Origin of the sequence: Candidatus Reidiella endopervernicosa (assembly GCF_013343005.1) — a bacterium.
Classification (GTDB): domain Bacteria; phylum Pseudomonadota; class Gammaproteobacteria.
Window position 1 is genome coordinate 2,815,037 of record NZ_CP054491.1, and the last position, 24,372, is coordinate 2,839,408.

Sequence of the window (24,372 nt, forward strand, 5' to 3'; positions counted from 1 at the left end):
CAAGGAGCAAAATCATGCCCCTTACAGGCCTTATTTTCGATTCAAAATCACCTCGTTGTCTCATCCACTACCCGCATAATCTGGTGGGCCAGTGCCGGGGCGTGCTCCTTGTGCATCATGCTGTGGTGGAGCCCTGGAACGGAGTAGATCTCAAACCGCCCCCTGGCGTGGTGCTGCCAGTTCAAGGGGTGATGCACGGTCCACGCCTCAATCGAGTTGGAGAAGTGGTTCGTCTTTTTCAGATTACGCTCTGAGATCCCCTGCTTCAGACTCTTAAGTAGGTACTGTTTACTGGTGTCGTGATCCTCGGACATCATCAGTGAGATGTCGCCCGGGTAGGTACCGATGCGGTAGTGTGCAGAGGCCTTGGCGGAGATTTCACGTAATGTACCGGCCTGGCTGTAATTCTCCGGTAGCTCTGGCTGATCCTCACTAAGTAGCTGTTCTCTCACCTTGCTGTCCGCATCGACAGCAGTGTCTCCATCCGAACCATTACTTTTAACACCGGGAAAGAGCGTATCGATCAGTACCAGCTTGGCATCGACCCCCTGCTCCTTCAACTGCCTGCCCATCTCGAAGGCGACGATGCCGCCGGCCGACCAGCCACCGATAACATAGGGGCCATCGGGTGAGAGTTCACGCATCGCCTCAATGTAGTGACTGGCCATCTCCTCGAAGCTCTGGTGCGGCAGATCATCACCGTTCAAACCCTTCGCCTGCAGTCCGTAGAAGGGGTACGCCTCTCCCATCGCACTGGCCAACTCGCTGTAGCAGAGCACGTTACCGTCAGACGGATGGACGCAGAAGAAGGGGGGCTTATCGCCACTGGCCTTAAGGGCGACTGCGGTATTCCAGTCGCCACGCCACTCTTCGGAGAGGATCAGATCGGCCTGTTGTGCAGGGGTCGGTGCGGAGACAAAACTCGAGAGTGGAAGCTCGACACCAAAGGTCTGCTTGATGTTGGCGACGATCTCCACCGCCTGTAGTGAAGAACCGCCAGCATCGAAGAAGTTAACGTCTGATTTCATGCCGTAGTCATTTTTCAGTGCAAACTGCCAGATCACCACCACCTGATCGACCACCTGATCACGATTGAGCAGTCCGCTGTCGATCTGCGGGTATCGCCGCAGAGATGCTCAGCCTGCAATACCGATTCGGTTGCAACTGCAGGCAGCGGTGTATGCACCCTCGGGTCAACTACCTGACTCGCCTGTCTGCAGAGTCGTGTCGACTCCGATGCAAAGCCACTCATCACCTGCTGTAGCGTGGCACGATCGATCAATGCACTGTTGAATGTGACCGTGCAGCGCAACTTCTCGCGTGAATGGAAGAAGGAGGCGATGATCGCCGCATGAGGGTTAACACCGTCACGCACCGAGCTCTCTACTTCAAGACTGTCCAGTTTCGGCTGCTCTTCATTTTCGTAGATTAGCTGACAGATCACCTGTGGCTCCTTGCCGCCGACCTCTGTCTGTTCACGAACGATCTGGCGAAGATTGGCGGGTGGGATCGCACTAAATTCAATCGCATCGAGGATCGCACCACGCTGTGACTGCAGCAGTTCCACATAGCTCTCACCCTCACCGATATCAGCACGGATAGGCAGCAGGCGAATAAAAGGGCCGGTAGACTCCTTGTCGAGCTTGAAATCGCGTCCTGAGAAGGGGATGTAGATGACACTCTGGTTGCGACCACTTGCCTTGCTAATCGCACTCTGCAGCAGCGCTAACAGTCCGGCAAAGAGTGTTACACCCGCCTTGCGACAGACCTGTTCTAGCTGCTTTTTCATCTCTGGATGGAAGCTGTAATCGATATAGTGAGGTGCTGCCTGTTCGGTCTCACTGTGGCTGCCAGCACGCGGTAGCGAGAGGCCGTCGCTGACGACACCGCTCATCGCACTGTGCCAGTAGCGGTCGAGTCGCTCGATGCGCTCTCTGCTCAACAGCGCCCTCTCCCGCTCGGTAAAGTCGCTATAGCTCGTCGAGGCCGTTGCGACATATTGATCGCCACTGACTCTACCCTGATAGATCGAGATCAGCTCATTGGCCAGGGTGATCGCTGAGAAGCAGTCCATTATCGAGTGGTGGAAAATAGACTGCAGGACATAGCGCTGTTGATTGAGGCGCAGCAGATTGATCTTGAACAGCGGCCCACGGGTGAGATCGAACTGCTGCTCACTGTGACGATCGAGTGCGTCGTTGAGCACCTTCTCGGGCTCCGCTGCATCACCGCCCTCCACATCGATCTCATCGATCAATGGCGTAACGAAACGGAGAATCTGCCCCGTCGGCTGATCCTGTGTGGTGTCGAACACCATTCTCAATACATCGTGCCGATCAACAATCGTATCGATGGCAAAACGTAGCGCATCACGATCAAGCTGCACTTTCAGATCGATGCGTAACGCCAGTGCATAGCTGGGCGCATCGCGTTCTGTTATCAGCGACTCCTGATAGAGCACCGCCTGCTGCAAAGAGGAGAGCGGCACCTCACGTTCGATAGCGGGTGCCACACTAGCGTCAGCCGTGACCGAGGGTATGCCGGCAATCAACCGGGCAACAGAGATAACGTGATCGTGGTGAATGGTCGTCAGCAGCTCATATTCAGCGCCGCGGTAGTTGGCACGCACGGGCGCCTGTATCTCGACATCGCTGATTTCGACCTCAGCGAGCCCCTCACCAATTCCGATACCTGCGGCCTTTAGCACCGCCTCTTTCTGCGAAAAGATCACCACCGGCAGGGTCAGATTGATGTAGTCGATACTCTTTGCTGAGTATCCGGTCTCATCGATAAAACGTTGAATATCAGTGAGCGTCTTCTCGCCACAGATATCTGCCACCACCCTGGGCGAGAGCGTCCTGATACGCTCTACATCGATACCAACCGGCACCTCAGCGTGTGCGGCACAGACCAGATCATCACTGTGACTAATCGAGAAGTGGTGCTCACCCTGCAGCCCAGCACAATTTACGGCTACAGGCGTTCCATCTGAGAGAACACTTACCGAGGCCAGAGAGTCCACACGTGGGTTACCGCGCTTCGCCATCAGTTCATCGATTAGTAGCTTGGTTGTAAGCTTGCCCGCCAGTTTCTCATGCTGTCGCTTCTCGGCAGTGAGTGGAGCGATCTCCTGCTCCTCATCCCTGGCGATCACCATATCCCGGTGCGCACTCGCATAATCGGCCGCCTCTGCGAGTGGTATTGCTAGCAGATCGCAACCGTTCAACATGTAGGGAACATAGAGGGGATGGGTGTGTACCGGCAGGGGATTTTTCATCGCGATGGGTGATGAGTGGAAATCCTCCATCACCATCAGTGGCTCGTTATCCTGATCGACGACGTAGAGATTGGAGCGGATCACATCGCTCTCGGGCTCTATCTCAATCAGCTCACAGAAGATCGTTACCGACTCCGCCTTTCTGCAGTTGTGGTAGTAGATTCGACACGCGCCAATATGCTTAGGCATCAATATGCGTCGATTACTCACCTTCATCTCGCGCCACAGAGTGCCAGCCTGGAAGGCCGCCTCGAGCAGAAAGGCGACACCCCCATCGTCACTCAGCAGACTTCTCTCATCCCGTCCAAGTGCAACATCGACGTTGGCTGTAATCAGATCGCCGTTGTAGCTGAAACGATCAACCAGTGCGAAGTACCCTTTATGGCGCGTCTCGTTGTTTAGCTTCAGGTCGACCCGATAGTCGCCAAAGGGCTGTAGCTCGATCCCCGCACGACGCACCACCTCGGCAAGCTGCTTTTGATCTGCAGCCGTAACCTCTGAGGCGTTCTGCTGCCTCTTTAGCGTCACATTAAAGATCGGACGAAGATGCTCCTCCTGCAGCTCGACGAGGAATGTATCCTGCGTGCGTGACATCTGCAGCTGTACCTGATCACCATCCCTGACAGCAATCGGTGAGAGAAAATCGACTGCAACAAGCTCAACCGGTGCAGAGGCTTCGTCTGGCAGATTCAACGCAACCAGTCTCGCCGCCTCTTTGACCATCAGCGCACCCGGGATGTAGACCTCCTTCCAGAAGAGGTGATCACGCAGGCTCGGGGTACGCTGTAGATCAAGCTTGAGAGTGGCATGGAGGCGTCGATCTGGATCGCTGATACGGTAACTGTTCAACTGCTGAACCGAATCGTTCTCGCTCTCACCGCTGAAACTGACCATATAGGGTGAAATTTTCGCACCGCTGGCTGCGAAACGAATGGTCTCTCCGTGCGGTGGGTTCGCCAGAAAGCCGTTGAGAAGATCGACAAAGATCGACAACCCCTCTTCGGGTGCCAGAAAGGCCACACCACTCGTCTCGAGAATCTCCTTGATGACACCGCGTGATGCCATACCGATCTCGCCCCAGGCAGGCCAGGCGATAGAGAGCGCAGGCACACCCTTTTTCAGACGCCCGTTGAGCAGACCGTTGGCCGCTGCATAGTCAGACTGACCGTGACGCCCCGCATAGGAGGCGATCGAAGAGAACTGCACGACGCCACGCAGGCGTTCACACTCGAGCTGATCGAGGATCTCATCAATCGCCGTGGTTTTGGTGGCGATAACGCGACGAAAATCTTCATCGCTCGCCTTGAGAATGTTATGTGCTATCTCGATACCGGCCGCATGTACGATTAGCGATATTCCCATTCCCCCCAGATTCAGAGAACGTATCGCGCTACGATCGGTCAGGTCGGCTGAGAGGTAGCAGATACGTTCCGGCTGCTCGGCAATCCACGCTTCGGACTCCTGCTTTCGTCCGATCAGAACAAATCGTGCCGCCGTTGTCTCAAGCAGTTGCTGCACGATGTACGCAGCTATCCCTCGAGCACCGCCAGTGACGAGCACAACATCCTCAGCCGTCAACTGCGTCGAGAGTTCTAACTCGCTTCCCAACAGCGCTTCTACTTCGAACAGACGCCCCTGATAGACCGCGCCGGAAGTGGTGAGATGTTTACCACTACTGGGTAGAGTGGAGTGCGGTTGCAGCATCGATTCGACCATCGACTCATCAAAGCTCTCTGCATCGATGTGGATATAGCTGAACTCAAGCGATGCAATATCGTGACCGGCGACCTTTAACATCCCGTCGATTGCGAGATAGGCACCATCATAGAAGGATTCAGCATCACACCAGGTCACTACAACGATCTGCTCGGGACGCCCCCCATCTTCACGAGCAGCCATCTCTACGATTCGATTACGTAACTCGGGGATCACTGAGTCGGCAGCCACCGACATGCTTGTCGGCAGAGGCCGAGCGATAACCACACGTGACCGCTCCCCGTCGTAGGGGGCTTCAGGAAGATCCACACCGTAGCCGTCCGAGAGTTGCCGTGTTCTATCGATGGCGATACGCCCGGTCTCTACCGTCTTGTACTTATAGCGGGAAATCTCTGAACTGCTCTTCGTACCCTCTTCACCACCCAGCTGCTGAGCACACTTCTCTGCAACAGTGAGGATCTTCTGCACACTGGTCAGCTGGCGGAAATTCTCGATCTCCTGTGGCAGTACATCACCACGCAACATGGATAGAATCTCGAAGATCTTCAGGGTATCGATACCGAGATCACGTTCAAATTCAGCCTCGCGATTGATCGACTCGACGCTATAGCCCGAAACACTCGAGACGGTCACAGTAATGCGCTCGAGCAGGCTCATCTCCCTAGAGGTCGTTGCCACACCTGCACTCGCCTTGACCCGTTTACGTGTCGACTGACGTGCTGGAGGGGGTTGACGCTTTATCACCACAGGCTCTGCCAACAACTGCTCAAGCCCTTCAATATGCTGCAACGTTTCACCATCCGGGCCATTCAGGCATTCGGTCTGCAACGGGCGATTCTCGATGATCTGCTCGACCAGTCGCGAGAGAATATTTCTCGGACCTACCTCGACAAATCGCCTGATGCCCGACTCATATGCAGCGTTGACCTGAGAGACAAAATCGACCGGATGATCAACCTGACGACAGAGCATATCGATCGTGGTAAGCCGATCGTCCTCTCTCATCACACCACCAATATCGCTCTGCCCCGGGAACAGCTCTCGACTGAGACATGCGGGTATCGCAATTCGGCTTGCATTGAAGTGCGCCTTTTCAAGATGGGCCTTGATCGGTGCCACACAGTCGGCGACCAGGGCCGAGTGAAATGCCCGTGCCACATTCAACTTGGCTGCACGCATCCCCTGCTGTTCGGCCAATCGCTCAAGTTGATCGATGGCGCCGCTCTCGCCAGAGACGACCGTCTGGCGATAGGAGTTCACATTGGCACAGGTCGCGTAACCATCAACCGCCTCTATCATCCCCTCGGCGCGCTGCTCCGTGCACTCAAGTGCGATCATCGCCTCACTGCTCTTTGAGTTCGACTCGCCCATAATGCGTCCACGCCAGCAGACCAGGGTGAAGGCATCCTCAAAACTCAGCACACCCGCTGTATAAAGCGCCGAATACTCACCCAGTGAGTGTCCGATGACCAGCGAGGGAGAGATGTTGGTGCGCGCCCTGACGAGTTCCAGAATTACCGCCGAGAGGAGGAAGATTGCCGGCTGGGAAACCTCAGTCGAGCGGAGTCGCTCCTCCTGCTCACTGCGGCGCGACTCATCCTCATGTGGCAGCTCGGTCAGTAGCGGCGTCAGCGGACCACCACCAATCGATGCATAGATCTGATCCGCCTTGTGTAGCAGCTCGCCCACCTCCGGTAGATGTTTGAACGCGTGTAGCATGCCGACATACTGCGAGCCCTGCCCCGGAAAGATGAAGGCGAGATCGTTATCGAGATTATCGAATAGCGGAAAATCGGCACGTGAAATATCGACAACGGGTGCACGCTGATTTACCGGGGAACTCGATAGAACGAGATGGTAGTTGATACCCCCAAAGCCGAATGAGGAGGTACCGGTAACAATCTCATCACGATCGATCGGTTCGGGACGCTTCGCGACGTGCAGCCCTATCGCTGCATAGTCGATACCTTCAGGCGCTTGCTCATAGTTCACCTGTGGCGGCACACAACGTGTATTAATCGCAAAGATGCTTGAGAGCATACCTGCAGCACCGGCACCGGCACGGGCGTGTCCAACCATAGCCTTACTGCCCGCAATCGCGACCGGCGCTTTTTTACTGTTCAGTCGAGGCTTACCAAAATACTCGGAGACGCTCTTGCGCTCTTCGGCATCGCCAACCGGCGTACCGGTGGCATGGCACTCCACAAAACTGACCTCATCGGGATCGATTCCGGCATCGGCATAGGCCCCCTCAACGGCACGCATCTGTCCCTCATAGTCGGGCGCGGCCATTCCCTTACCGGCGCCATCATTCGACACACCCCAGCCACGAATCAGGGCGTAGATCTCATCTCCGTTGCGTACCGCATCACTAAATCGTTTGAGGACAAAGATCGCCCCGCCGGAACCGATGACAAATCCATCCGCCCGCTCATCAAAGGGGAAAGAGCCATTATTGGAGAGCGCCTGCAGGCGCGAGAAACCGACAAAGATAGATGGGTGGACTGTGGTGTCCACACCACCACTCAACACCACATCGCAACGTCGCTCCTGGAGCAGCATGACCGCCTGGCCGATCGCTGTCAGCGACGAGGAGCAGGCCGCATCGACGCTATTGGTAATCCCCTGGAAATCGAATGCAGAGGCCACTCGAGAGACACCCAGATTGCCATTTGCACCGAGCACCGTGTCGGCTTTGACCTCGTAGGTATTGAACTGCTCCTCATACTCATCGAGAAGCGCCAGTGCAGCTTCCTGGTCGAAATCACCCTTTTTCGCCAACGCCTCAAGCCGTTGTCTCGCCTTTTTCCACGACAGTTTGTCGTTAAGCTCGAGCGACTCATTCTTTGGCGCACCGATTACCACGCCCACCCGTTTTTTTAGAAATGGGCGCCTGAAATAACCGGCATCCCGAAGTGCCTGTTGCGCACACCGCAGCACCAGAATCTGTAGCTGTGTCATCTCATCGGAGACACTGGGCGGAATCCTGAAATCGGTCAGGTCCGAGTCGATCTCATCGGGTAGGCCAGCGATGCCCGAGTAGGTGGTATCACACTCACTATCATCGGCGGCGAGGTAGACGTCACGCTCCCAGAGAGACACCGGTATATCGGTAATAAAACAGCGTTTTAGGGAGTCGCTATTTTGCGGAAGTTTGTTTTGGGCATCCAAGCCCAAGCAAACAGCAAAAACTTCACGCGACCGTTTATGCCTGCGGCGCCCGACGTCCTGCGTACGTTGCGTAATCACCTCTTCGCGGCTCTACACAACTCCCTCAGTGACTCTACGCCGACATAAAGCCGCTGCTGCATCTTCTCCGTCGTTCGCTCGCGCTCTCAACTACGAATATACAGACGGCGTCGACTATCGGGGACTAACCGCCCTCACTTCGCTCTCCATGGCGGTCAGCGGAGGTCGGCGTCTCACGCTCGGGTAAAACACCCACCTGTCTCTACCTGGCACTGCAGTATGGAATACTAGCCGCCAACTAGCCGCCAACTATCCGCTAACGGAGGATGACTTCGAGACGCCGGGACTGCCCAAGGCACTCAAGCCCTACCGCGACAAACTCTTCGGCCTGACGATCGAACCGGAGCGTCTGCAACAGGTACGCACCGAGCGCCGACCCAACAGCCGCTACGCAACCGATGCGCAGTGTCGCATGGAGGTAAAGACCGCCGAGGCGCTCTACAAGCAGATGAAGATCCCCTATCTCAACACCAGCACCGTCTCGATCGAGGAGATCTCAACAACGATACTTCAGCAGGCGGGATTGAAACGCAGACTCTACGGATAGTCGGTAGAACGTCTGATCACTCGGCTCATGAAGGCCTTTACCGCTCCGACTCTATTTACCAGCATCGCCTTAACTCTCCTCCTGCCCTTCCTCACTTTGAGTTTCAGCAGCCTTAACTTCCACTTCATCGGGGCATCGAGCAGGTAGCGCCAATAGTATTGCGATAAGAATCCGGTACGAAACTGATTGCATTTCAGACAAGGACTATCAGCTGTAAAAGTCTCTCCCGCCAGCATCTTCTGGGTATTGCGATACTTTTCACTCTCCATCACTGCGGTTATGGATGACGCAAAAACATCACCGTAGTCATCCCAGTAGTTCACACAACAACCGAGCATCGCACCGTTCCAGTTAACCTGCGGATCGACCCAGAGCTGCGCACAGAGTGGAAATCGCTCTGCATCAATAGGCAACGGAGACGATCCGGAGATCTGCTCGGGTGTTGGCAAAATAACATCGTAGGGCTGGGCGGGATTCTCCACGGGGAAGTAGCTTGAACTCCAATTCGGCCTAAGCGCGAAAGACATATCGAGCTGTGCTGCCATACTCCTCGCCGCATCAACCTCAGGCTCGTTGTAACTAAAGAGTACAAACTGCCAGGTCAGCTTGGGAAGATCGCTGCGGTAGCGCTGTTTAAACTCATTGATCTGACGGACATGGTCGAGCACCTTCTCGATCTGGCCTCCAGAACGATAGCGTTCATAGGTCGCCTGGGTTGCACCATCGAGCGCAACGGTTATCTGAGCAACGCGATATTTGACCAAAGCCTCGAGCTGTTCGGTCGTGGCAAAATTTAGATTCACCCCATTGACCAGATTAATCTCGACATCATGTTCTGCCGCACATTCAAGTATCGAGACCAGTTCCTTATTGAGGAACACCTCACCGTAGTTGGAGAGCTCTACAGAGTTAAGAGCGGGGGTCGCCTCTAATAGATTCTGAAAATCGGTTAGCCTGAGTACACCACTGCCAACCCGACTCTTCGCGAGCTTTCCACTTGCGGTTGGACAGACCGGACAATCAAGCTGACAGCGGGTCGATGCCTCAAGCCTGATGCTGGTTGGTGAAGAATTCACGAAACTCCCTTTCCAATCGTTACAGTAGATAGCCGTTACGACGACGTTCCACCCTCCTGTCGTGGTGTGGGCAGTACCCACCAGTGCAGGATTCTAAATATGCCGCTTAGAGTGAGCTAGTTTATAGAGAAAGAGTGAAGCGCTGTATCACGTAGTGCTTTCAAGGTTACTACTCATAGAGTGGAAGATAGGCCGGATTGGAAATGACCTCGCAATCCGCCACCTCAATCTCATACTCTCCAATCGAAACCGAGGCAGAGACGGTCACACCCGGAGAGCTATTATTGATGGGTGAAGTGGTCGCAGCGGTCCCAGAGTCGGTAACGATCGTGAACTTGCAACCCTCTTGGAACACATGGGGAATCATGCGCTCTTCGACCGGCGTTGAACTGGTAGTCTCACTCGAACAGGCAGTAAGCAACAAAGTTGCCACCATCAGTGAAAACACTCCCCATCTATTCATAACACTCCCCCCACCATCCACTCGTTATATAAAGCACAGTAACTCCAGCTCTGCAGTGTAGCCCAGATGTAGCAGTGTGGAATCCAGGGAGGCCTTCGCCAGCCTACTCTCGGATCTCTTTAAAGGAGTCGAGCCTACGGCTCATCGTGCGTTGCTTCATTCGGGCTACTTACCTGGATAGTGGTTACTCGTTCTCATGCCTCACCTCGACTAGTGGCTTGCCCGACAGATCGAAGCCAACGATGACGTTCATTGGGCGACAACAGACCTGACAATCTTCTACATAGGCATCGACACCCGTTGAGCAGTCAATAGTCAGATCTATCTTCTCACCGCAGTAGGGGCAGTCGACATAAACAGTCTCCAGCAAACTCATATCGACACCCCGTAATTAATCATGCGGCCACTGAAGCGCCTTTGCGAAAGGCCAACTCATCGCCCTCAATATCGACGCTAACGGTATCACCGGCAATAAATTCACCGCGCAGGATCGCCTGTGCCAGTGGATTCTCCAGCTGCTGCTGAATGGCACGCTTGAGTGGACGTGCGCCATATACCGGATCGAAACCTGCCTCACCGAGCCGGTCGAGCGCCATCTCACTCAGCTTCAGATCAAGATCGCGATCAGTGAGTCGACGGCGCAGATACTCGATCTGAATATTGGCAATGTGGCGAATCTGCTCCTGGCCCAGTGGATGGAAGACCACCGTCTCATCGACTCGGTTAATAAATTCGGGACGGAAGTGCTGACCGACCACTTCCATTACCGAGGCCTTCATCAACTCGTAGTTTTCCTCATCGTTGCTACCCTGTGCAGCCGCCAGTTCCTGAATGTGCTGCGAACCGAGATTGGAGGTCATCACAATCACGGTATTACGGAAGTCTACGGTACGACCCTGGCCATCGGTGAGGCGCCCATCATCGAGCACCTGCAGCAGGATATTGAAGACATCGGGATGCGCCTTCTCCACTTCATCGAGCAGAATTACCGAGTAGGGTTTGCGACGAACGGCTTCGGTTAGATAACCGCCCTCCTCATAGCCCACATAACCGGGAGGTGCACCCACCAGTCGAGCCACTGAGTGTTTCTCCATGAACTCCGACATATCGATGCGCACCATCGCCTCTTCAGTGTCGAAGAGGAATTCGGCCAGTGCTTTGCAGAGTTCGGTTTTGCCGACACCGGTCGGGCCAAGGAAGAGGAACGAGCCGTTGGGGCGGTTTGGATCGGAGAGTCCGGCACGTGAGCGACGAATCGCATCGGAGACGGCACCCACCGCCTCATCCTGTCCGACCACACGTTTGTGTAGCCCCTCCTCCATACGTAGCAGTTTGTCACGCTCGCCCTCAAGCATCTTGGAGACGGGGATACCGGTCCACTTCGAGACCACCTCGGCAATCTCCTCTTCGGTGACGTTGTTACGCAGCAGCTGCATCTCGCCCATCTCGACATCGGCGGCCATCTGCAGCGACTTTTCAAGATCCGGGATACGACCATACTGCAGCTCTGACATGCGTGAGAGATCACCGGCACGGCGTGCCGTCTCCATCTCCAGGCGAGCACGCTCCAACTCCTCCTTGATCTGAGTAGCACCGTGCAGCGATGCCTTCTCCGACTTCCAGATCTCCTCCAGGTCGGCATACTCGCGTTCGAGACGATCGACCTCCGCCTGCAGATCGGCAAGGCGTTTCTTCGAGGCGTCATCGGTCTCTTTATTCAGCGCCTCCCGCTCGATCTTGAGCTGAATCAGACGCCGCTCCATGCGATCCATCTGCTCGGGCTTGGAGTCGATCTCCATACGAATACGGCTGGCCGACTCGTCGATCAGATCGATCGCCTTATCGGGCAGCTGACGGTCGGTAATGTAGCGATGCGAGAGGGTTGCAGCAGCAACGATGGCCGGATCGGTGATATCAACGCCGTGGTGTACCTCATAGCGCTCTTTCAGGCCACGCAGAATGGCGATGGTATCCTCAACATTCGGCTCCATCACCAGTACTTTCTGGAAACGGCGCTCTAGCGCAGCATCCTTCTCGATATACTGACGATACTCATCAAGCGTTGTGGCACCGATGCAGTGGAGCTCACCACGCGCCAGTGCCGGTTTAAGCATATTTCCAGCATCCATCGATCCTTCGGCCTTGCCCGCGCCGACCATGGTGTGGATCTCATCGATGAAGAGAATGATCTGCCCCTCTTGCTTGGAGAGATCATTAAGTACTGCCTTGAGGCGTTCTTCAAATTCACCGCGGAACTTAGCTCCAGCAATAAGCGCCCCCATATCGAGTGAGAGCAGACGTTTACCCTTTACACCCTCCGGCACCTCACCATTAATTATGCGTTGCGCCAATCCCTCGACGATGGCGGTCTTGCCGACACCGGGCTCACCGATCAGAACGGGATTATTCTTGGTACGACGTTGCAATACCTGTACTGCACGACGGATCTCATCATCACGGCCGATCACTGGATCGAGCTTGCCCTGTTCGGCACGTTCGGTCAGGTCGATGGTGTATTTCTCCAGCGCCTGGCGCTGCTCCTCGGCATTGGGGTCATCAATACTCTCACCACCACGCAGCTGATCAATCGCCTGTTCAACCGCCTTTTTGGTAGCACCCGCCTTGCGCAGCATCTCACCGATCTCACCCTTCTCATCCACCACGACCTGGATGAAGAGCTCAGAGGAGATATAACTATCCTTGCGCTGTTGGGCAATCTTGTCAGTCAGGTTAAGCATGCGCCCCAGGTCATTGGAGAGGTGTACGTCACCCGCCATGCCCGTGACCGAAGAGAGTCGCTCCAGTCCTTCACCCAACTGAGAACGAAGTTGGTTCACATTGACACCACTCTGCGTGAGCAGGTGACGCGTGGTCCCGCCCTCCTGATCGAGTAGCGCCATCATCAGGTGGACCGGCTCAATAAACTGGTGATCACGACCAACCGCCAGGCTCTGAGCATCGGCAATTGCCATCTGAAATTTGCTGGTGAATTTATCCATTCGCATATCGGACTCTCCGCGTATAACTGGCTGACTAATTGACTAATCTACACCCTAAATGGGGAATCCCCACGCAAATATCAAGTCTATCTGGTGAAACCTTTTAGCACGCCGAATTAGAAGCTTGGAGTGCTACACTATTGTCTGGCTCATAACGCTGTTTACTGAATCGATAACAAAGATAAACAATCAGGATGCCATCCAATTCTCACCTTGTGTCTGTTGCCACCCTCACCACGTTGCTAACAGCACTCTTACTGCTTCTCCTGTCACCGTCGGTTGTGGCAGGCGATGCTCAAGCGCGAGACCGTCCAAATAATAGTGACCTCACCCCGGTCACACTCCAGCTACGCTGGCACCACCAGTTTCAATTTGCCGGTTACTATGCGGCCCTTGAGAAGGGTTACTACCGTGATGCCGGGCTTGAAGTAAAGATCGTTGCCGGTAACCCAGATCGCAGTCCGATTAACGAAATTCTATTGGGACGGGCCGATTACGGTGTCGATAACAGCGGCATCTTGCACCGACGGTTACAGGGTGAGCCGCTGGTCGCTCTGGCCGCAATTTTCCAACACTCCCCTTCGATACTGTTAACCCGTACCGACTCTGGCATCAATTCACCTCACGAGTTGGTAGGGCGAACAATCATGTCGGTAAGTAACACGGCCGATGCCGCTTTCATCGCCATGCTGCAGAATGAGGGAATCGCCCTCGATAGCGTTGAGATCATTAATGATCGTTACAACCTCGAGGCGTTCATTACTGGTGAAGTCGATGCACTCAATGCCTACATCACCAATGAGCCCTACCTGCTCTACGAGCGTGGCATTGCCAGCTCAATCATCAAGCCACGCAATTACGGCATCGACTTCTATAGCGACATTCTCTTCACCAGTGAAGCGTTGGTACATAGCGATCCCGAGCAGGTGTCAGCATTTCGTACCGCATCACTCAGAGGCTGGCACTATGCGCTGACCTTCCCGGAAGAGATCATCGAGCTGATCCAGAGTCGTTACGGATCGAGCCACAGCATCGACCACCTTCACTACGAGGCCGACACAATACGAAAACTGATCGTGCCCGATCTGGTTCAGATAGGACATATGAACCCGGGTCGTTGGAAGGCGATGGCGGAGACCTACCAACAGGCAGGGCTGATCGAACCTGGTTACACCCTCGATGGTTTTATCTTCGACAGCGTACACGGACATATCCACGACGATCGGCTCTGGTCCAACCAGGCATTTCGTGTCGCAATCGTCGCACTGTTTCTTATCGGTCTAATCACACTCATCCTGTTGGTATTCAACAGTCGACTACAGAGGGAGATAGGCGAGCGCCGAACCACCGAAGAGAAGCTACGCCAATCTGAAAGCAACATTCGCTCGGTTTTCGACAACCTGCAAGAGACCTTCTATCGAGCAGACACACAGGGACGGGTTGTGACCGTCTCACCCTCCATCGAGAAACTGACTGGATATACACAGCAGGAGATGATCGGTCGTAACCTCAGCGAGCTCTACATCGACCCGCGACAGCGCCAACAGCTGATTGATGCGATACAGGAGCAGGGGGGGGCGGGTTACTGGATATGAGGTGAATATTCGGCGCAATGATGGCCAACCGATCTGGCTCTCGGTCAACGCGCAATTTTTCTACGACAACAACGACCAGGTTAATGGGGTTGAGGGTACCGCTCGCGATATAACAGAACACAAACAGGTTATCTCTGACCTGAAACTCGCCAAAGAGCTGGCTGAAGATGCCAATAGCACCAAGAGCGATTTTCTCGCTAATATCAGCCACGAGATTCGCACACCGATGAACGGTATTCTCGGTTTCACCCGCCTGCTGGCCAGGACCGATCTCAATGGTGAACAGCGCGATCAGGTTGAGACGATCAATAGCTCTGCCAACGACCTGCTTGCCATCATTAACGACATCCTCGACTTCTCCAAGATCGAATCGGGTGAGACCCTAATTCAGCCGGGGAGTCGCTATTTTGCGAAAGTTTGTTTTGGGCATCCAAGCCCAAGCAAACAGCAAAAACTTCACGCGACCGTTTATGCCTGCGGCGCCCCGACCGTCCTGCGTACGTTGCGTAATCACCTCTTCGCTGCTCTACACAACTCCCTCAGTGACTCTACGCCGACATAAAGCCGCTGCTGCATCTTCTCCGTCGTTCGCTCGCGCTCTCAACTACGAATAGGCAGACGGCGTCGACTATCGGGGACTAACCGCCCTCACTTCGCCTCCATGGCGGTCAGCGACGGTGCCCTTTAATCTACTTGAGGCACTCTCGGATGTCGTCTCACTCTTCTATAACGACGTGCAGCGTAAAGGGATCGAATTAAGGTTAAAGAACGACCGTTCGGTGCCTGTGTGGATTGCTGGCGACCCCGTCAGGCTCAAGCAGGTGCTTAACAATCTGGTCAACAACGCGATCAAGTTTACCGATCAAGGTCAAATCGAAATTTCGAATCGCCTACTCGACTCACCGGATGAGCACCTAATTATCGAGTTCTCGGTCACCGATACCGGCATCGGTATGAGCAGCGAAGAGATGGAGGAGATTTTCAAACCCTTCAAACAGCTCGACAACACCTATGAACGCCTTAACTCTGGCACCGGACTGGGATTGGCGATCTGTCGAAAATTGATCGAAGCGATGGGTGGCAAAATAGGCATCGAGAGTCATCCCGGTGAGGGTACCCGCTTCTGGTTCACCATCACCACACAGGCACTTCATAGCGTTGAGCCAACCAGCGAGGAAACGGAACATCAGGCCGATGCGCACCGAGGCAAACAGATACTGGTGGTTGATGACAACGCGATCAATCGCAAACTTATTACGACCCTGCTCACCGACCGACAGGTTGTGGTCGATGAGGCCGAGAGTGGTGAGCATGCTCTTACACTCTTCCGACAGAAACGCTACTCACTGGTCTTCATGGATATTCGAATGCCGGGTATGAACGGGATGGATATCACCCGTGCAATGCGCAAAATCGAGATCGAGGACCAACGCACCCCAATCATCGCACTAACGGCCCATGCAATGCCGCAGGAGATCGAGCAGTTTCTCGCAGCGGGCATGGATGAGTCGATCACCAAGCCGGTCAGTGAACTGGGGAGTCGCTATTTTTGCGAAAGTTTGTTTTGGGCATCCAAGCCCAAGCAAACAGCAAAACTTCACGCGACCGTTTATGCCTGCGGCGCCCGACGTCCTGCGTACGTTGCGTAATCACCTCTTCGCGGCTCTACACAACTTCCTCACTGACTCTACGCCGACATAAAGCCGCTGCTGCATCTTCTTCGTCGTTCGCTCGCGCTCTCAACTACGAATAGGCAGACGGCGTCGACTATCGGGGCTAACCGCCTTCGCTTCGCTATCCATGGCGGTCAGCGGCGGAGCTTTGGGAGATCATCGGCCAGTTCAGCCGCAACGATTGATCCGGTGATTCATTCTTATTCGGGATTAGATGCAGTTGGTCGAGAGGAGCGCTCTCAGTCACTTATCGTGGCAATACATTATCCGCTGTACGCAGATTACTTCTTTTGGTAGACCTTGCGTTTAAACAGATCGTTACGACGACTGACCAGTCGATCGAGAAATAACATGCCGTCGAGGTGGTCCATCTCGTGCTGTACCGCACGCGCTTCAAACCCCTCGCTCTCATACTCGTGCAGCTCACCCTCAAGATCATAGGCCTGGAACTTGATCTTCTCAGCACGGATAACGTTACCGGTGTAGTCGGGTACCGACATACAACCCTCACGTCCCTTGGCCATTCCTTCCCAGTCGGTAATCTCGGGATTGATCATGATAATGGTGCCATTGTTTGGCACCGGCTTACGGGTCACAGAGCAGTCGACGATCACAATACGTTGAAAATAACCGACCTGTGGTGCAGCGATGCCAACCCCACCGGGACCGGCGCGCATCGTCTCTTCCAGATCACTCACGAAGCTACGCAGCGATTCATCAAACTGCTCTACTGGCAGCGACTCCTGCTTCAGCTTCGGATCGGGATAGGCGAGGATATCGAGTATAGCCATAGCAGTCGCTAACCGATCATCGTTTCGATGGGACTGATACTGGCGTCAATGCCCTCTTTGCAGACCACCTCGAGTGCTGCCTGCAGTGACTCAATACCCTCGGCAGCGTGCCCTTCGATATGCATGATGTAGATTGGATCCTGCTCGGTACCAGCCACATCCGATTCGAGATCGAGAATATTGAGTCCCGACTCGGCCAGTGCGGTGGTTACCTTGGCCACGATTCCGGCACGATCGGCACCATAGACACTGATACGCACATCGGGAATCTCATGCTGATGCAGCCCACCCTCGACATGGTCGACGTGGCAATGAAGACCGAGTGAGTCGGCCTCGGTTGAGATGAGGCTTTGCAGAGACTTGATGGTGCCATCGTGCTGAACCATCAGCATGATGGTGAAGTTGGCACCGAGGCGCATCATCGACGCCTCGCCCAGATTGCAGCCACCCTCTAATAGGGCCGAGGTGACGTGGGCCACGATGCCGGGGCGATCCTTTCCGACCAGGGTCAACATAAACCATTTACTCATAGCCACAACGCTCCTTTGAAGTAATTAGTGCACCGTCGCATGTGCAAAGTGGATCACCACCACACCGAGTACGATTAATACCACCTGATAGACGGTATCTTTTTTATCGACTCGCTGGTGCAGGCCGGGAATCAGATCGGCCACTGCAATATAGATAAAACTCGAGGCGGCCACCGCCAGCACATAGGGCAGTGCGAACTCGAGATTCTGCAGACTGAACCAGGCAAGTAGTCCACCGAGGATGGTGGTAAAGCTGGAGAGCAGATTAAAAAAGAACGCCTTGCGACGACTAAAGCCGCTATGCAGAAGAATGGCAAAATCTCCCACCTCCTGCGGTATTTCATGCGCAGCGATTGCCACACTGGTCACCACACCGAGGTGGAAGTCGGTCATAAAGGCAGCGGCGATCAGTACACCGTCGACGAAGTTATGCAGACCATCACCGATCAGAATCAGACTCGCCGCCTTACCCTCGCCATGACCGGAGTGGGGAGCGTGCGCTTCGCAGTGATCGGTATGGCAATGGCGCCACAGCACCATCTTCTCAAGGATAAAGAAGGCCAGCAGACCCAGCAGCACCGCCATCATCAGCTCATGGAAGTCATCGATACCGGGACCCTCTAGTGCATGCGGCAGCAGCGCCAGGAAGGCAGCACCCAATAGTGCACCGGTGGCAAAGCTGACCAGATGGGGCAACAGGCGCGTACGCAACGACTCACTGAAGAGCAGAAAAGTCCCAACGGCAGCAACACTCAATACACCACCAAGCAGGCAGAAGAGCAGAATCCAGAGCAGTAGGGTCATGAGTCAGAAAATCCCGAAAAGGTAGCGCAAAATGATAACCGATTACGCTACTGCGGCGCTATCCAAATCAGCGAGGCCATACGCCCCGTTTCACCATCGCGGCGATAGGAGTAGAAGTGCTCGGCATCACTATAGGTACAGTAATCACCGCCATAAATCTGCGCCACGCCACAACGCGCAAGGCGCAGCCTGGCCAGCTGGTAGAGGTCGGCCAGCCAGCGCCCCTCTATCGAGGATGACTTAAAGGCCTGCTCCGCTTCGATCTGGTGGTCAACAAATTCACGACGCACTTCATCACCCACCTCAAAGACCTCGGGTCCAATCGCCGGTCCGAGCCAGACCAGCAAATCTGCTGTCGCCACACCCATCGCCTCAACGGTCGACTCGATAACCCCAGCGGCCAGACCACGCCAACCAGCGTGCGCGGCAGCAACCACACTGCCCTGTCGATTGCAGAACAGCAGCGGCAGACAGTCTGCTGTCATCACCGCACAGACCTTGCCCGATCGCCAACTAAAGACCGCATCCGCACATTGGCCAACAGAGATCTGATCGGCAGCTACCACATCGGTGCCATGCACCTGATCGAGCCACACCGGTGAGTCAGGCAGTGCCAACTCAGTAATGAGCCGTTGACGATTCTGTTGCACATGCTGATCTCGATCACCCACGTGTGTGGCGAGATTGAAAGAGTGGAATGGCGCCTCACTGACACCACCGGCTCGAGTGGTCGTATAAGCGTGTACTGTGTGTGGTGCGGGCCAGTCGGGGGCGATCGTTTCGATCAACGTGACTGCTCCCGATGTTGTTCGGCATCCTCGCACAGCACCTGAATCAGTTGCGCCATATCCGCTGGCAGCGGTGCCTCCCAGGAGAGTAGCTCTCCCGTTTCAGGATGCTCCAATCCCAGCCTCGCGGCATGCAGCGCCTGGCGACGAAAACCACGCAGGGTCTCAATCATCTGCTCACTACTCTCGGCAGGAATGCGAATCCGCCCGCCATAGACTGGGTCACCCACCAGGGGGAAACGCAGGTGAGCCATATGGACACGGATCTGGTGAGTTCGCCCCGTCTCAAGCTGTACCTTAATATGGGTATGGGCACGAAAACGCTCTTCCACGCGATAGTGCGTTATCGCCTCCTTGCCCCGTTCGGTCACGGCCATCTTGAGGCGATCGACCGGATGGCGCCCGATCGGTGTCTCTACCGTTCCCCCCGAGACCATCACCCCCATCGTAATTGCTTGATATTCACGTTCGATATCATGCTGCTGCAGCCTCTCGACCAGATGGTTATGGGCAGTCAGGGTTCGCGCCACCATCAGCAGTCCGGAGGTATCCTTATCAATACGGTGCACCAGCCCGCTACGAGGGATCGCCGCCAGAGCTGGATCGTAATGCAGCAGCGCATTCTGCAAGGTTCCGTCGGGATTCCCTGCCGCCGGATGAACCACCATCCCGGCCGGTTTGTTGACGATCAGCAGATGTTCATCCTCGAAAATTACATCCAGCGGTATATCCTGGGCCACCACCGCCGTTTCGCTCTCTAACTCTGCCTCAATCACCACCGACTCACCGCCGTGAACCTTCTCTCGCGGCTTGCTACAGAGCGAGCCATTGAGAGTCACGCACCCCTCTTTGACCCACTTCTGCAACCTTGCGCGCGAGTAGCTGTCAAAAAGCTCGGCCAGCACCTGATCGAGGCGCTGTCCGGCAGATTCATCGGGGATGGTGGCGTTTAGTGTCACGCGTTCAGGATTGTTCATTTGTGCTCTAGATTCACTCAGGGACGGTAGGACATTTGACGACCGCTTGGGCTATACTGCCGTCCGTTATTTCATAAAAAACTGAACTTGTTGTCGGGACCCATTTTGACCATGCACTCTATCAGACTCTTCATCCTCCTGGGGCTGTTTCTCTCACTGCTCGGCTGCGCCGGCACGTTAGATGAGAACGACGAGACCAAGGGTTGGTCCGCCAATCAGTTCTATAGTGCCGCCAAAGAGGCGATGAGCGACAGCGACTACAAAGGCGCAATTCGTTACTTCGAACTGCTCGAGGCACGTTATCCCTTTGGCCGTTACGCCCAGCAGGCACAGCTCGAATCGGCCTACGCCTACTATAAATATGAGGAGCCCGATTCGGCCATTGCCACCCTCGACCGCTTCATCAAGATGCATCCGCGCCATCCCAACGTCGACTACGCCTATTATCTAAAGGGACTGGTCAACTACAACCGTGGCAAGACCGCCCTTGATGCCCGTCTCGTCTCCGACGCCACCCAGCGCGATCCGGGGGCTGCTCGAAAATCATTCGATGACTTCTCCCAGCTGGTGAACAAATTCCCAGCCAGTCAGTACGCCAAGGATTCGCGCCAGCGCATGGTCTATCTGCGCAATCTGCTGGCCTCCTATGAGGTCCACGTCGCCGATTACTACCTACGTCGCAAGGCCTACATCGCCTCGGTCAATCGCGCCAAGTATGTGATTGAAAACTATCAGCGCACTCCAGCCATGCCCGATGCGCTGGTTGTGATGGTGAAGGCCTACCGCGCCCTGGAGCTTGAAGATCTAGCCAACGACGCGCTTCGTGTATTCGAGACAAACTATCCAGACCATAAAGAGCTGGAGCGTCTCAAACGCTAATACCCCGACTGCGGGGAGCATTACAAAATAACTAGCTGGGGGAGATTAAACATGTGGGACTTTTTTGAAACGGTCCACCGCCGCCACTCGGTGCGCAAGTATCAGAGCGATATGCCAGTTGAGGCCGACAAGCTTCACGCCATTCTCGAAACCGCCTGCGCCGCCCCCTCAGCAGGTGATCTTCAGTCCTACCGCATCATCCAGGTCGAACAGGCTGAGACTCGCGCACGCCTAAGCGCTGCCGCCGGTGATCAAGATTTTCTTCAGGAAGCTCCCGTTTTACTGGTTTTCTGCGCCGATCCGCTCACAGCCGGCAAGGAGTATGGCGAACGAGGTGAGACGCTCTATGCCATTCAGGACACCACCATTGCTGCCGCCTATGCGCAACTCGCTGCGGTTGCTGCGGGGATGGCCTCTGCCTGGGTGGGATATTTTGATGAGCAGCAGGTGATAGATGCCCTGCAGCTGGATGTGGGTTTGAAGCCGGTTGCGATTATCGCCATCGGCTACCCCGCAGAACTGCCAGCACCGACTCCACGGCGCCCCATCGATGAGGTGGTTACACAGTTCCCGGGGTGATCGGGAGGAGAACGATCAGATCGCTGCCTGATCCTCTTCACCGGTACGGATACGCACTACGCGCTCGACGGGGGTAACAAAGATCTTACCGTCACCGATCTTGCCGGTACGTGCTGCATTGGTAATCGCCTCAATACAGGCTGCGACTTGATCACCCGTCACGACCAGCTCGACCTTCACCTTGGGCAGGAAATCGACCACATATTCCGCGCCTCGGTAGAGTTCGGTGTGCCCCTTCTGGCGACCAAAACCTTTCACCTCGGTAGCAGTCATACCAGACACACCGATCTCTGAAAGCGCCTCGCGAACGTCGTCGAGCTTAAACGGTTTGATGATCGCTTCGATTTTCTTCATTGTTATCGCTTCCTCACTGGCTTAAACAGGTGTGGCCTACTGACCATTCATTTCTGTTGCTTAGTATAACCCGATGTAATCGGATAGCGACGGTCCCGACCAAAGGCACGCCGTGTAATACGGATACCGGGTGGTGCCTGACGACGCTTATATTCATTTCGATCGACCAGGGTAACGATGCGATTAACCACATCTGCATCGAAACCCAGCGCGATGATATCGGCCGCACAGAGATCATCCTCGACATAGGACTGCAGGATAGGATCAAGCACCTCGTAGGGTGGTAGTGAATCCTCATCCTTCTGGTCGGCTGCCAATTCTGCTGAGGGCGGACGATCGATGACCCGCTGCGGGATCACCGACGAGATGCTGTTTCGATAGCGTGACAACTCATAGACCAGCAGTTTTGGGCAGTCCTTGATCGGCGCAAAACCACCGGCCATGTCGCCGTAGAGCGTTGCGTAGCCGACCGACATCTCGCTCTTATTACCCGTGGTCAAAACAATTTTATGTTTCTTATTCGAGATCGCCATCAGCAGCACCCCGCGGCAGCGTGCCTGGATATTCTCCTCGGTTGTATCGACTGGCAGTCCGGCAAACTCGTCACTGAGTGAGTCGATAAACTGCGCAAACAGCGGTTCGATCGAGATGGCCCGGTGCTCAATACCGAGCGCCTCCGCCTCAGCGGCAGCGTCGTCAATACTCATCTGCGCCGTATATCGCGAGGGCATCATCACCGCCTCGACCCGCTCCTTACCGATCGCATCGACGGCGATTGCCAGGGTCAGTGCCGAATCAATCCCGCCCGAGAGTCCGAGCACCACACCCCGAAAGCCGTTCTTCTCAATGTAATCGCGCACCCCTAACACAAGGGCGCGATAGATCGCCTCGACCTCAGCGGGTTCGGATGCCAACACCCCACGAACAGGTGTCACCGCTTCTGCTTTAACCTCAAGTTCAGCGCAGTAGAGATCCGCTTCACTATCGGGGCAACGCATCGTCACCTGCCCCATAGCATCCATCACGAACGAACCACCATCAAAGACCAGTTCATCCTGACCACCGACCAGATTGAGATAGATCAGCGGTAAACCCGATTCAGTGACTCGCTCTCTAGCGACCGCCTCTCGCTCGCCCGATTTGCCACTATGGAAAGGTGAAGCATTGAGATTGAGCATCAGCCTGGCGCCCGCCTCGGCAGCCTGCTTCACCGGACCACTCATCCAGACATCTTCACAGATGGTGATACCCACAGGTACACCAGCGATATCGACCAGACACGGTCCACGGCCCGCACTGAAGTAGCGCTTCTCGTCAAAGACACTGTAGTTGGGCAGATGTTGTTTGTGATAGCTGCCCAGTCGCTTTCCATCCCGTATCGCTGTAGCGCTGTTAAACAGCCCTTCACCCGTCTGCATCGGATGACCAAAGATCACAGTGATACCGCTGACAGCCGCGACAATACGTGTAATGGCACGTTCGACATGATGGTGAAGCCCAGGACGCAGCAGCAGGTCCTCGGGTGGGTAGCCGGTCAGAGTCAGTTCAGGAAAGAGTATCGCATCGGCACAAAACTCATCTCGTGCGCGCAGAGACGCCTCGATGATCTGATCACAGTTGGCGGAGATGCCCCCAACTGTCTGATTCAGCTGTGCCAGTACGATACGCAGGGTCCGGCTCATTGCTGCACCCCATCGCGGTTGCCAGGCATAACCATTTGTCGTTTCAGATCAAAATTCACCGCTGGGTGATTCCTCAGAAAATTGAGCGGCTATTCTGAATTATTCGAATTGGCAACGCAAAAGAGACGGGGCGCTTGCAAGCCAGGTAGTGAATCTGGAAACTTGTCGGTTATGGTATTACGTCTAATTGCACTCGCCTTCATCATCTGGCTCATCGTCTATCTGCTGCGTTCGAAGGACCGCAAGGCAGCACCTGATAAGAGCGAATCGGTGAAAATTGTCCGCTGCGCCCACTGTGGCGTACACATCCCGGTTGATGACGCGGTCGGTGGTCCCAACTACTACTGTTCGCTGGAACACCAGAATGCCGACAACTCCGATTAACCAGCAATC

21 protein-coding genes and 1 pseudogene are annotated in these 24,372 nt (G+C 55.0%); 9 read left to right on the top strand and 13 right to left on the bottom strand.

Annotation, left to right across the window (positions count from 1 at the left end):
* Positions 1-47 precede the first annotated feature (47 nt).
* Positions 48-1,082, bottom strand: coding sequence for a thioesterase domain-containing protein (locus tag HUE57_RS15310; protein ID WP_174673483.1), 1,035 nt, complete (start codon positions 1,080-1,082; stop codon positions 48-50).
* Positions 1,061-8,170: a type I polyketide synthase gene (locus tag HUE57_RS15315; protein ID WP_272901983.1), complete on the bottom strand. Its 7,110-nt coding sequence runs from the start codon at positions 8,168-8,170 to the stop codon at positions 1,061-1,063. Before HUE57_RS15315 ends, HUE57_RS15310 begins: the two co-directional genes overlap by 22 nt.
* Here HUE57_RS15315 and HUE57_RS15320 point away from each other — a divergent pair.
* A complete protein-coding gene (locus tag HUE57_RS15320) occupies positions 8,148-8,429 on the top strand; it encodes a hypothetical protein (protein WP_174673485.1) in 282 nt (93 codons plus the stop codon). The two genes, HUE57_RS15315 and HUE57_RS15320, sit on opposite strands and share 23 nt — an antisense overlap.
* A pseudogene (locus tag HUE57_RS15325) lies at positions 8,407-8,789 on the top strand (kinase/pyrophosphorylase); the annotation flags it as partial. The gene HUE57_RS15320 and the pseudogene HUE57_RS15325, both read left to right, overlap by 23 nt.
* Here HUE57_RS15325 and HUE57_RS15330 read toward each other — a convergent pair.
* The 4 genes from HUE57_RS15330 to clpB form a co-directional block, all read right to left on the bottom strand.
* Positions 8,780-9,865 carry a radical SAM/SPASM domain-containing protein gene (locus HUE57_RS15330; protein WP_078483434.1) on the bottom strand — a complete coding sequence of 362 codons (1,086 nt, stop codon included), beginning with the start codon at positions 9,863-9,865 and terminating at the stop codon, positions 8,780-8,782. The pseudogene HUE57_RS15325 and the gene HUE57_RS15330 overlap by 10 nt on opposite strands.
* Before the next feature lie 169 nt (positions 9,866-10,034).
* Entirely contained in the window at positions 10,035-10,328 is a 294-nt protein-coding gene (locus HUE57_RS15335) for a hypothetical protein (protein WP_135622128.1), read from the bottom strand.
* A gap of 184 nt (positions 10,329-10,512) precedes the next feature.
* A complete protein-coding gene (locus HUE57_RS15340) occupies positions 10,513-10,704 on the bottom strand; it encodes a CPXCG motif-containing cysteine-rich protein (RefSeq protein WP_078483436.1) in 192 nt (63 codons plus the stop codon).
* Positions 10,705-10,723: 19 nt separating this feature from the next.
* On the bottom strand, positions 10,724-13,327 hold the full coding sequence (gene clpB, locus HUE57_RS15345) for an ATP-dependent chaperone ClpB (RefSeq protein ID WP_078483437.1): 2,604 nt from the start codon (positions 13,325-13,327) through the stop codon (positions 10,724-10,726).
* Positions 13,328-13,608: 281 nt separating this feature from the next.
* On the opposite strand from clpB, the gene HUE57_RS15350 reads away from it, so the two are divergent.
* The 4 genes from HUE57_RS15350 to HUE57_RS15365 all read left to right on the top strand — a co-directional run bounded on the left by HUE57_RS15350 (position 13,609) and on the right by HUE57_RS15365 (position 16,675).
* A complete protein-coding gene (locus tag HUE57_RS15350; RefSeq protein WP_172840230.1) occupies positions 13,609-14,922 on the top strand; it encodes an ABC transporter substrate-binding protein in 1,314 nt (437 codons plus the stop codon).
* A gap of 1 nt (position 14,923) precedes the next feature.
* The gene (locus tag HUE57_RS19760; RefSeq protein WP_272901984.1) at positions 14,924-15,484 is read left to right on the top strand and encodes a histidine kinase dimerization/phospho-acceptor domain-containing protein; all 561 of its coding nucleotides are present in this window, start codon (positions 14,924-14,926) and stop codon (positions 15,482-15,484) included.
* A 115-nt stretch (positions 15,485-15,599) separates the two neighbouring features.
* Positions 15,600-16,571, top strand: coding sequence for an ATP-binding protein (locus HUE57_RS15360; RefSeq protein ID WP_174673486.1), 972 nt, complete (start codon positions 15,600-15,602; stop codon positions 16,569-16,571).
* Entirely contained in the window at positions 16,472-16,675 is a 204-nt protein-coding gene (locus HUE57_RS15365; protein ID WP_174673487.1) for a hypothetical protein, read from the top strand. Before HUE57_RS15360 ends, HUE57_RS15365 begins: the two co-directional genes overlap by 100 nt.
* Before the next feature lie 201 nt (positions 16,676-16,876).
* On the opposite strand, the gene def is transcribed toward HUE57_RS15365, so the two are convergent.
* The 5 genes from def to rluD are packed head-to-tail and all read right to left on the bottom strand — an operon-like array spanning position 16,877 to position 20,485.
* Complete coding sequence (gene def, locus HUE57_RS15370) at positions 16,877-17,386, bottom strand: peptide deformylase (RefSeq protein WP_078483440.1); 510 nt, start codon at positions 17,384-17,386, stop codon at positions 16,877-16,879.
* 8 nt (positions 17,387-17,394) lie between these two features.
* Positions 17,395-17,916, bottom strand: coding sequence for a glycine cleavage system transcriptional repressor (locus HUE57_RS15375; protein WP_078483441.1), 522 nt, complete (start codon positions 17,914-17,916; stop codon positions 17,395-17,397).
* A 24-nt stretch (positions 17,917-17,940) separates the two neighbouring features.
* A complete protein-coding gene (locus HUE57_RS15380) occupies positions 17,941-18,720 on the bottom strand; it encodes a ZIP family metal transporter (protein WP_078483442.1) in 780 nt (259 codons plus the stop codon).
* A 47-nt stretch (positions 18,721-18,767) separates the two neighbouring features.
* On the bottom strand, positions 18,768-19,505 hold the full coding sequence (gene pgeF / locus HUE57_RS15385; RefSeq protein WP_078483462.1) for a peptidoglycan editing factor PgeF: 738 nt from the start codon (positions 19,503-19,505) through the stop codon (positions 18,768-18,770).
* On the bottom strand, positions 19,505-20,485 hold the full coding sequence (gene rluD, locus HUE57_RS15390) for a 23S rRNA pseudouridine(1911/1915/1917) synthase RluD (RefSeq protein WP_078483443.1): 981 nt from the start codon (positions 20,483-20,485) through the stop codon (positions 19,505-19,507). Before rluD ends, pgeF begins: the two co-directional genes overlap by 1 nt.
* Before the next feature lie 111 nt (positions 20,486-20,596).
* Here rluD and HUE57_RS15395 point away from each other — a divergent pair, with 111 nt between their 5' ends.
* Together HUE57_RS15395 and HUE57_RS15400 are read left to right on the top strand one after the other, a co-directional pair.
* Positions 20,597-21,364, top strand: coding sequence for an outer membrane protein assembly factor BamD (locus HUE57_RS15395; protein ID WP_078483444.1), 768 nt, complete (start codon positions 20,597-20,599; stop codon positions 21,362-21,364).
* A gap of 51 nt (positions 21,365-21,415) precedes the next feature.
* Positions 21,416-21,943 carry a nitroreductase family protein gene (locus tag HUE57_RS15400; RefSeq protein WP_078483445.1) on the top strand — a complete coding sequence of 176 codons (528 nt, stop codon included), beginning with the start codon at positions 21,416-21,418 and terminating at the stop codon, positions 21,941-21,943.
* A 15-nt stretch (positions 21,944-21,958) separates the two neighbouring features.
* Here HUE57_RS15400 and HUE57_RS15405 read toward each other — a convergent pair whose 3' ends face one another.
* Both HUE57_RS15405 and HUE57_RS15410 read right to left on the bottom strand, forming a co-directional pair.
* Positions 21,959-22,297, bottom strand: coding sequence for a P-II family nitrogen regulator (locus HUE57_RS15405; RefSeq protein WP_078483446.1), 339 nt, complete (start codon positions 22,295-22,297; stop codon positions 21,959-21,961).
* Between the two features lie 47 nt (positions 22,298-22,344).
* The gene (locus HUE57_RS15410) at positions 22,345-23,979 is read right to left on the bottom strand and encodes an NAD+ synthase (protein ID WP_078483447.1); all 1,635 of its coding nucleotides are present in this window, start codon (positions 23,977-23,979) and stop codon (positions 22,345-22,347) included.
* A 171-nt stretch (positions 23,980-24,150) separates the two neighbouring features.
* On the opposite strand from HUE57_RS15410, the gene HUE57_RS15415 reads away from it, so the two are divergent.
* Entirely contained in the window at positions 24,151-24,363 is a 213-nt protein-coding gene (locus HUE57_RS15415) for a PP0621 family protein (RefSeq protein WP_078483448.1), read from the top strand.
* Positions 24,364-24,372: the final 9 nt, after the last annotated feature.

What these genes read in the sequence shown, in the direction of transcription:
- HUE57_RS15335 (WP_135622128.1), bottom strand. Translation starts at nt 10,328, where the DNA reads ATGAATAGATGGGGAGTGTTTTCACTGATGGTGGCAACTTTGTTGCTT.
- HUE57_RS15340 (WP_078483436.1), bottom strand. Translation starts at nt 10,704, where the DNA reads ATGAGTTTGCTGGAGACTGTTTATGTCGACTGCCCCTACTGCGGTGAG.
- clpB (WP_078483437.1), bottom strand. Translation starts at nt 13,327, where the DNA reads ATGGATAAATTCACCAGCAAATTTCAGATGGCAATTGCCGATGCTCAG.
- def (WP_078483440.1), bottom strand. Translation starts at nt 17,386, where the DNA reads ATGGCTATACTCGATATCCTCGCCTATCCCGATCCGAAGCTGAAGCAG.
- HUE57_RS15375 (WP_078483441.1), bottom strand. Translation starts at nt 17,916, where the DNA reads ATGAGTAAATGGTTTATGTTGACCCTGGTCGGAAAGGATCGCCCCGGC.
- HUE57_RS15380 (WP_078483442.1), bottom strand. Translation starts at nt 18,720, where the DNA reads ATGACCCTACTGCTCTGGATTCTGCTCTTCTGCCTGCTTGGTGGTGTA.
- rluD (WP_078483443.1), bottom strand. Translation starts at nt 20,485, where the DNA reads ATGAACAATCCTGAACGCGTGACACTAAACGCCACCATCCCCGATGAA.
- HUE57_RS15395 (WP_078483444.1), top strand. Translation starts at nt 20,597, where the DNA reads ATGCACTCTATCAGACTCTTCATCCTCCTGGGGCTGTTTCTCTCACTG.
- HUE57_RS15400 (WP_078483445.1), top strand. Translation starts at nt 21,416, where the DNA reads ATGTGGGACTTTTTTGAAACGGTCCACCGCCGCCACTCGGTGCGCAAG.
- HUE57_RS15405 (WP_078483446.1), bottom strand. Translation starts at nt 22,297, where the DNA reads ATGAAGAAAATCGAAGCGATCATCAAACCGTTTAAGCTCGACGACGTT.
- HUE57_RS15410 (WP_078483447.1), bottom strand. Translation starts at nt 23,979, where the DNA reads ATGAGCCGGACCCTGCGTATCGTACTGGCACAGCTGAATCAGACAGTT.
- HUE57_RS15415 (WP_078483448.1), top strand. Translation starts at nt 24,151, where the DNA reads ATGGTATTACGTCTAATTGCACTCGCCTTCATCATCTGGCTCATCGTC.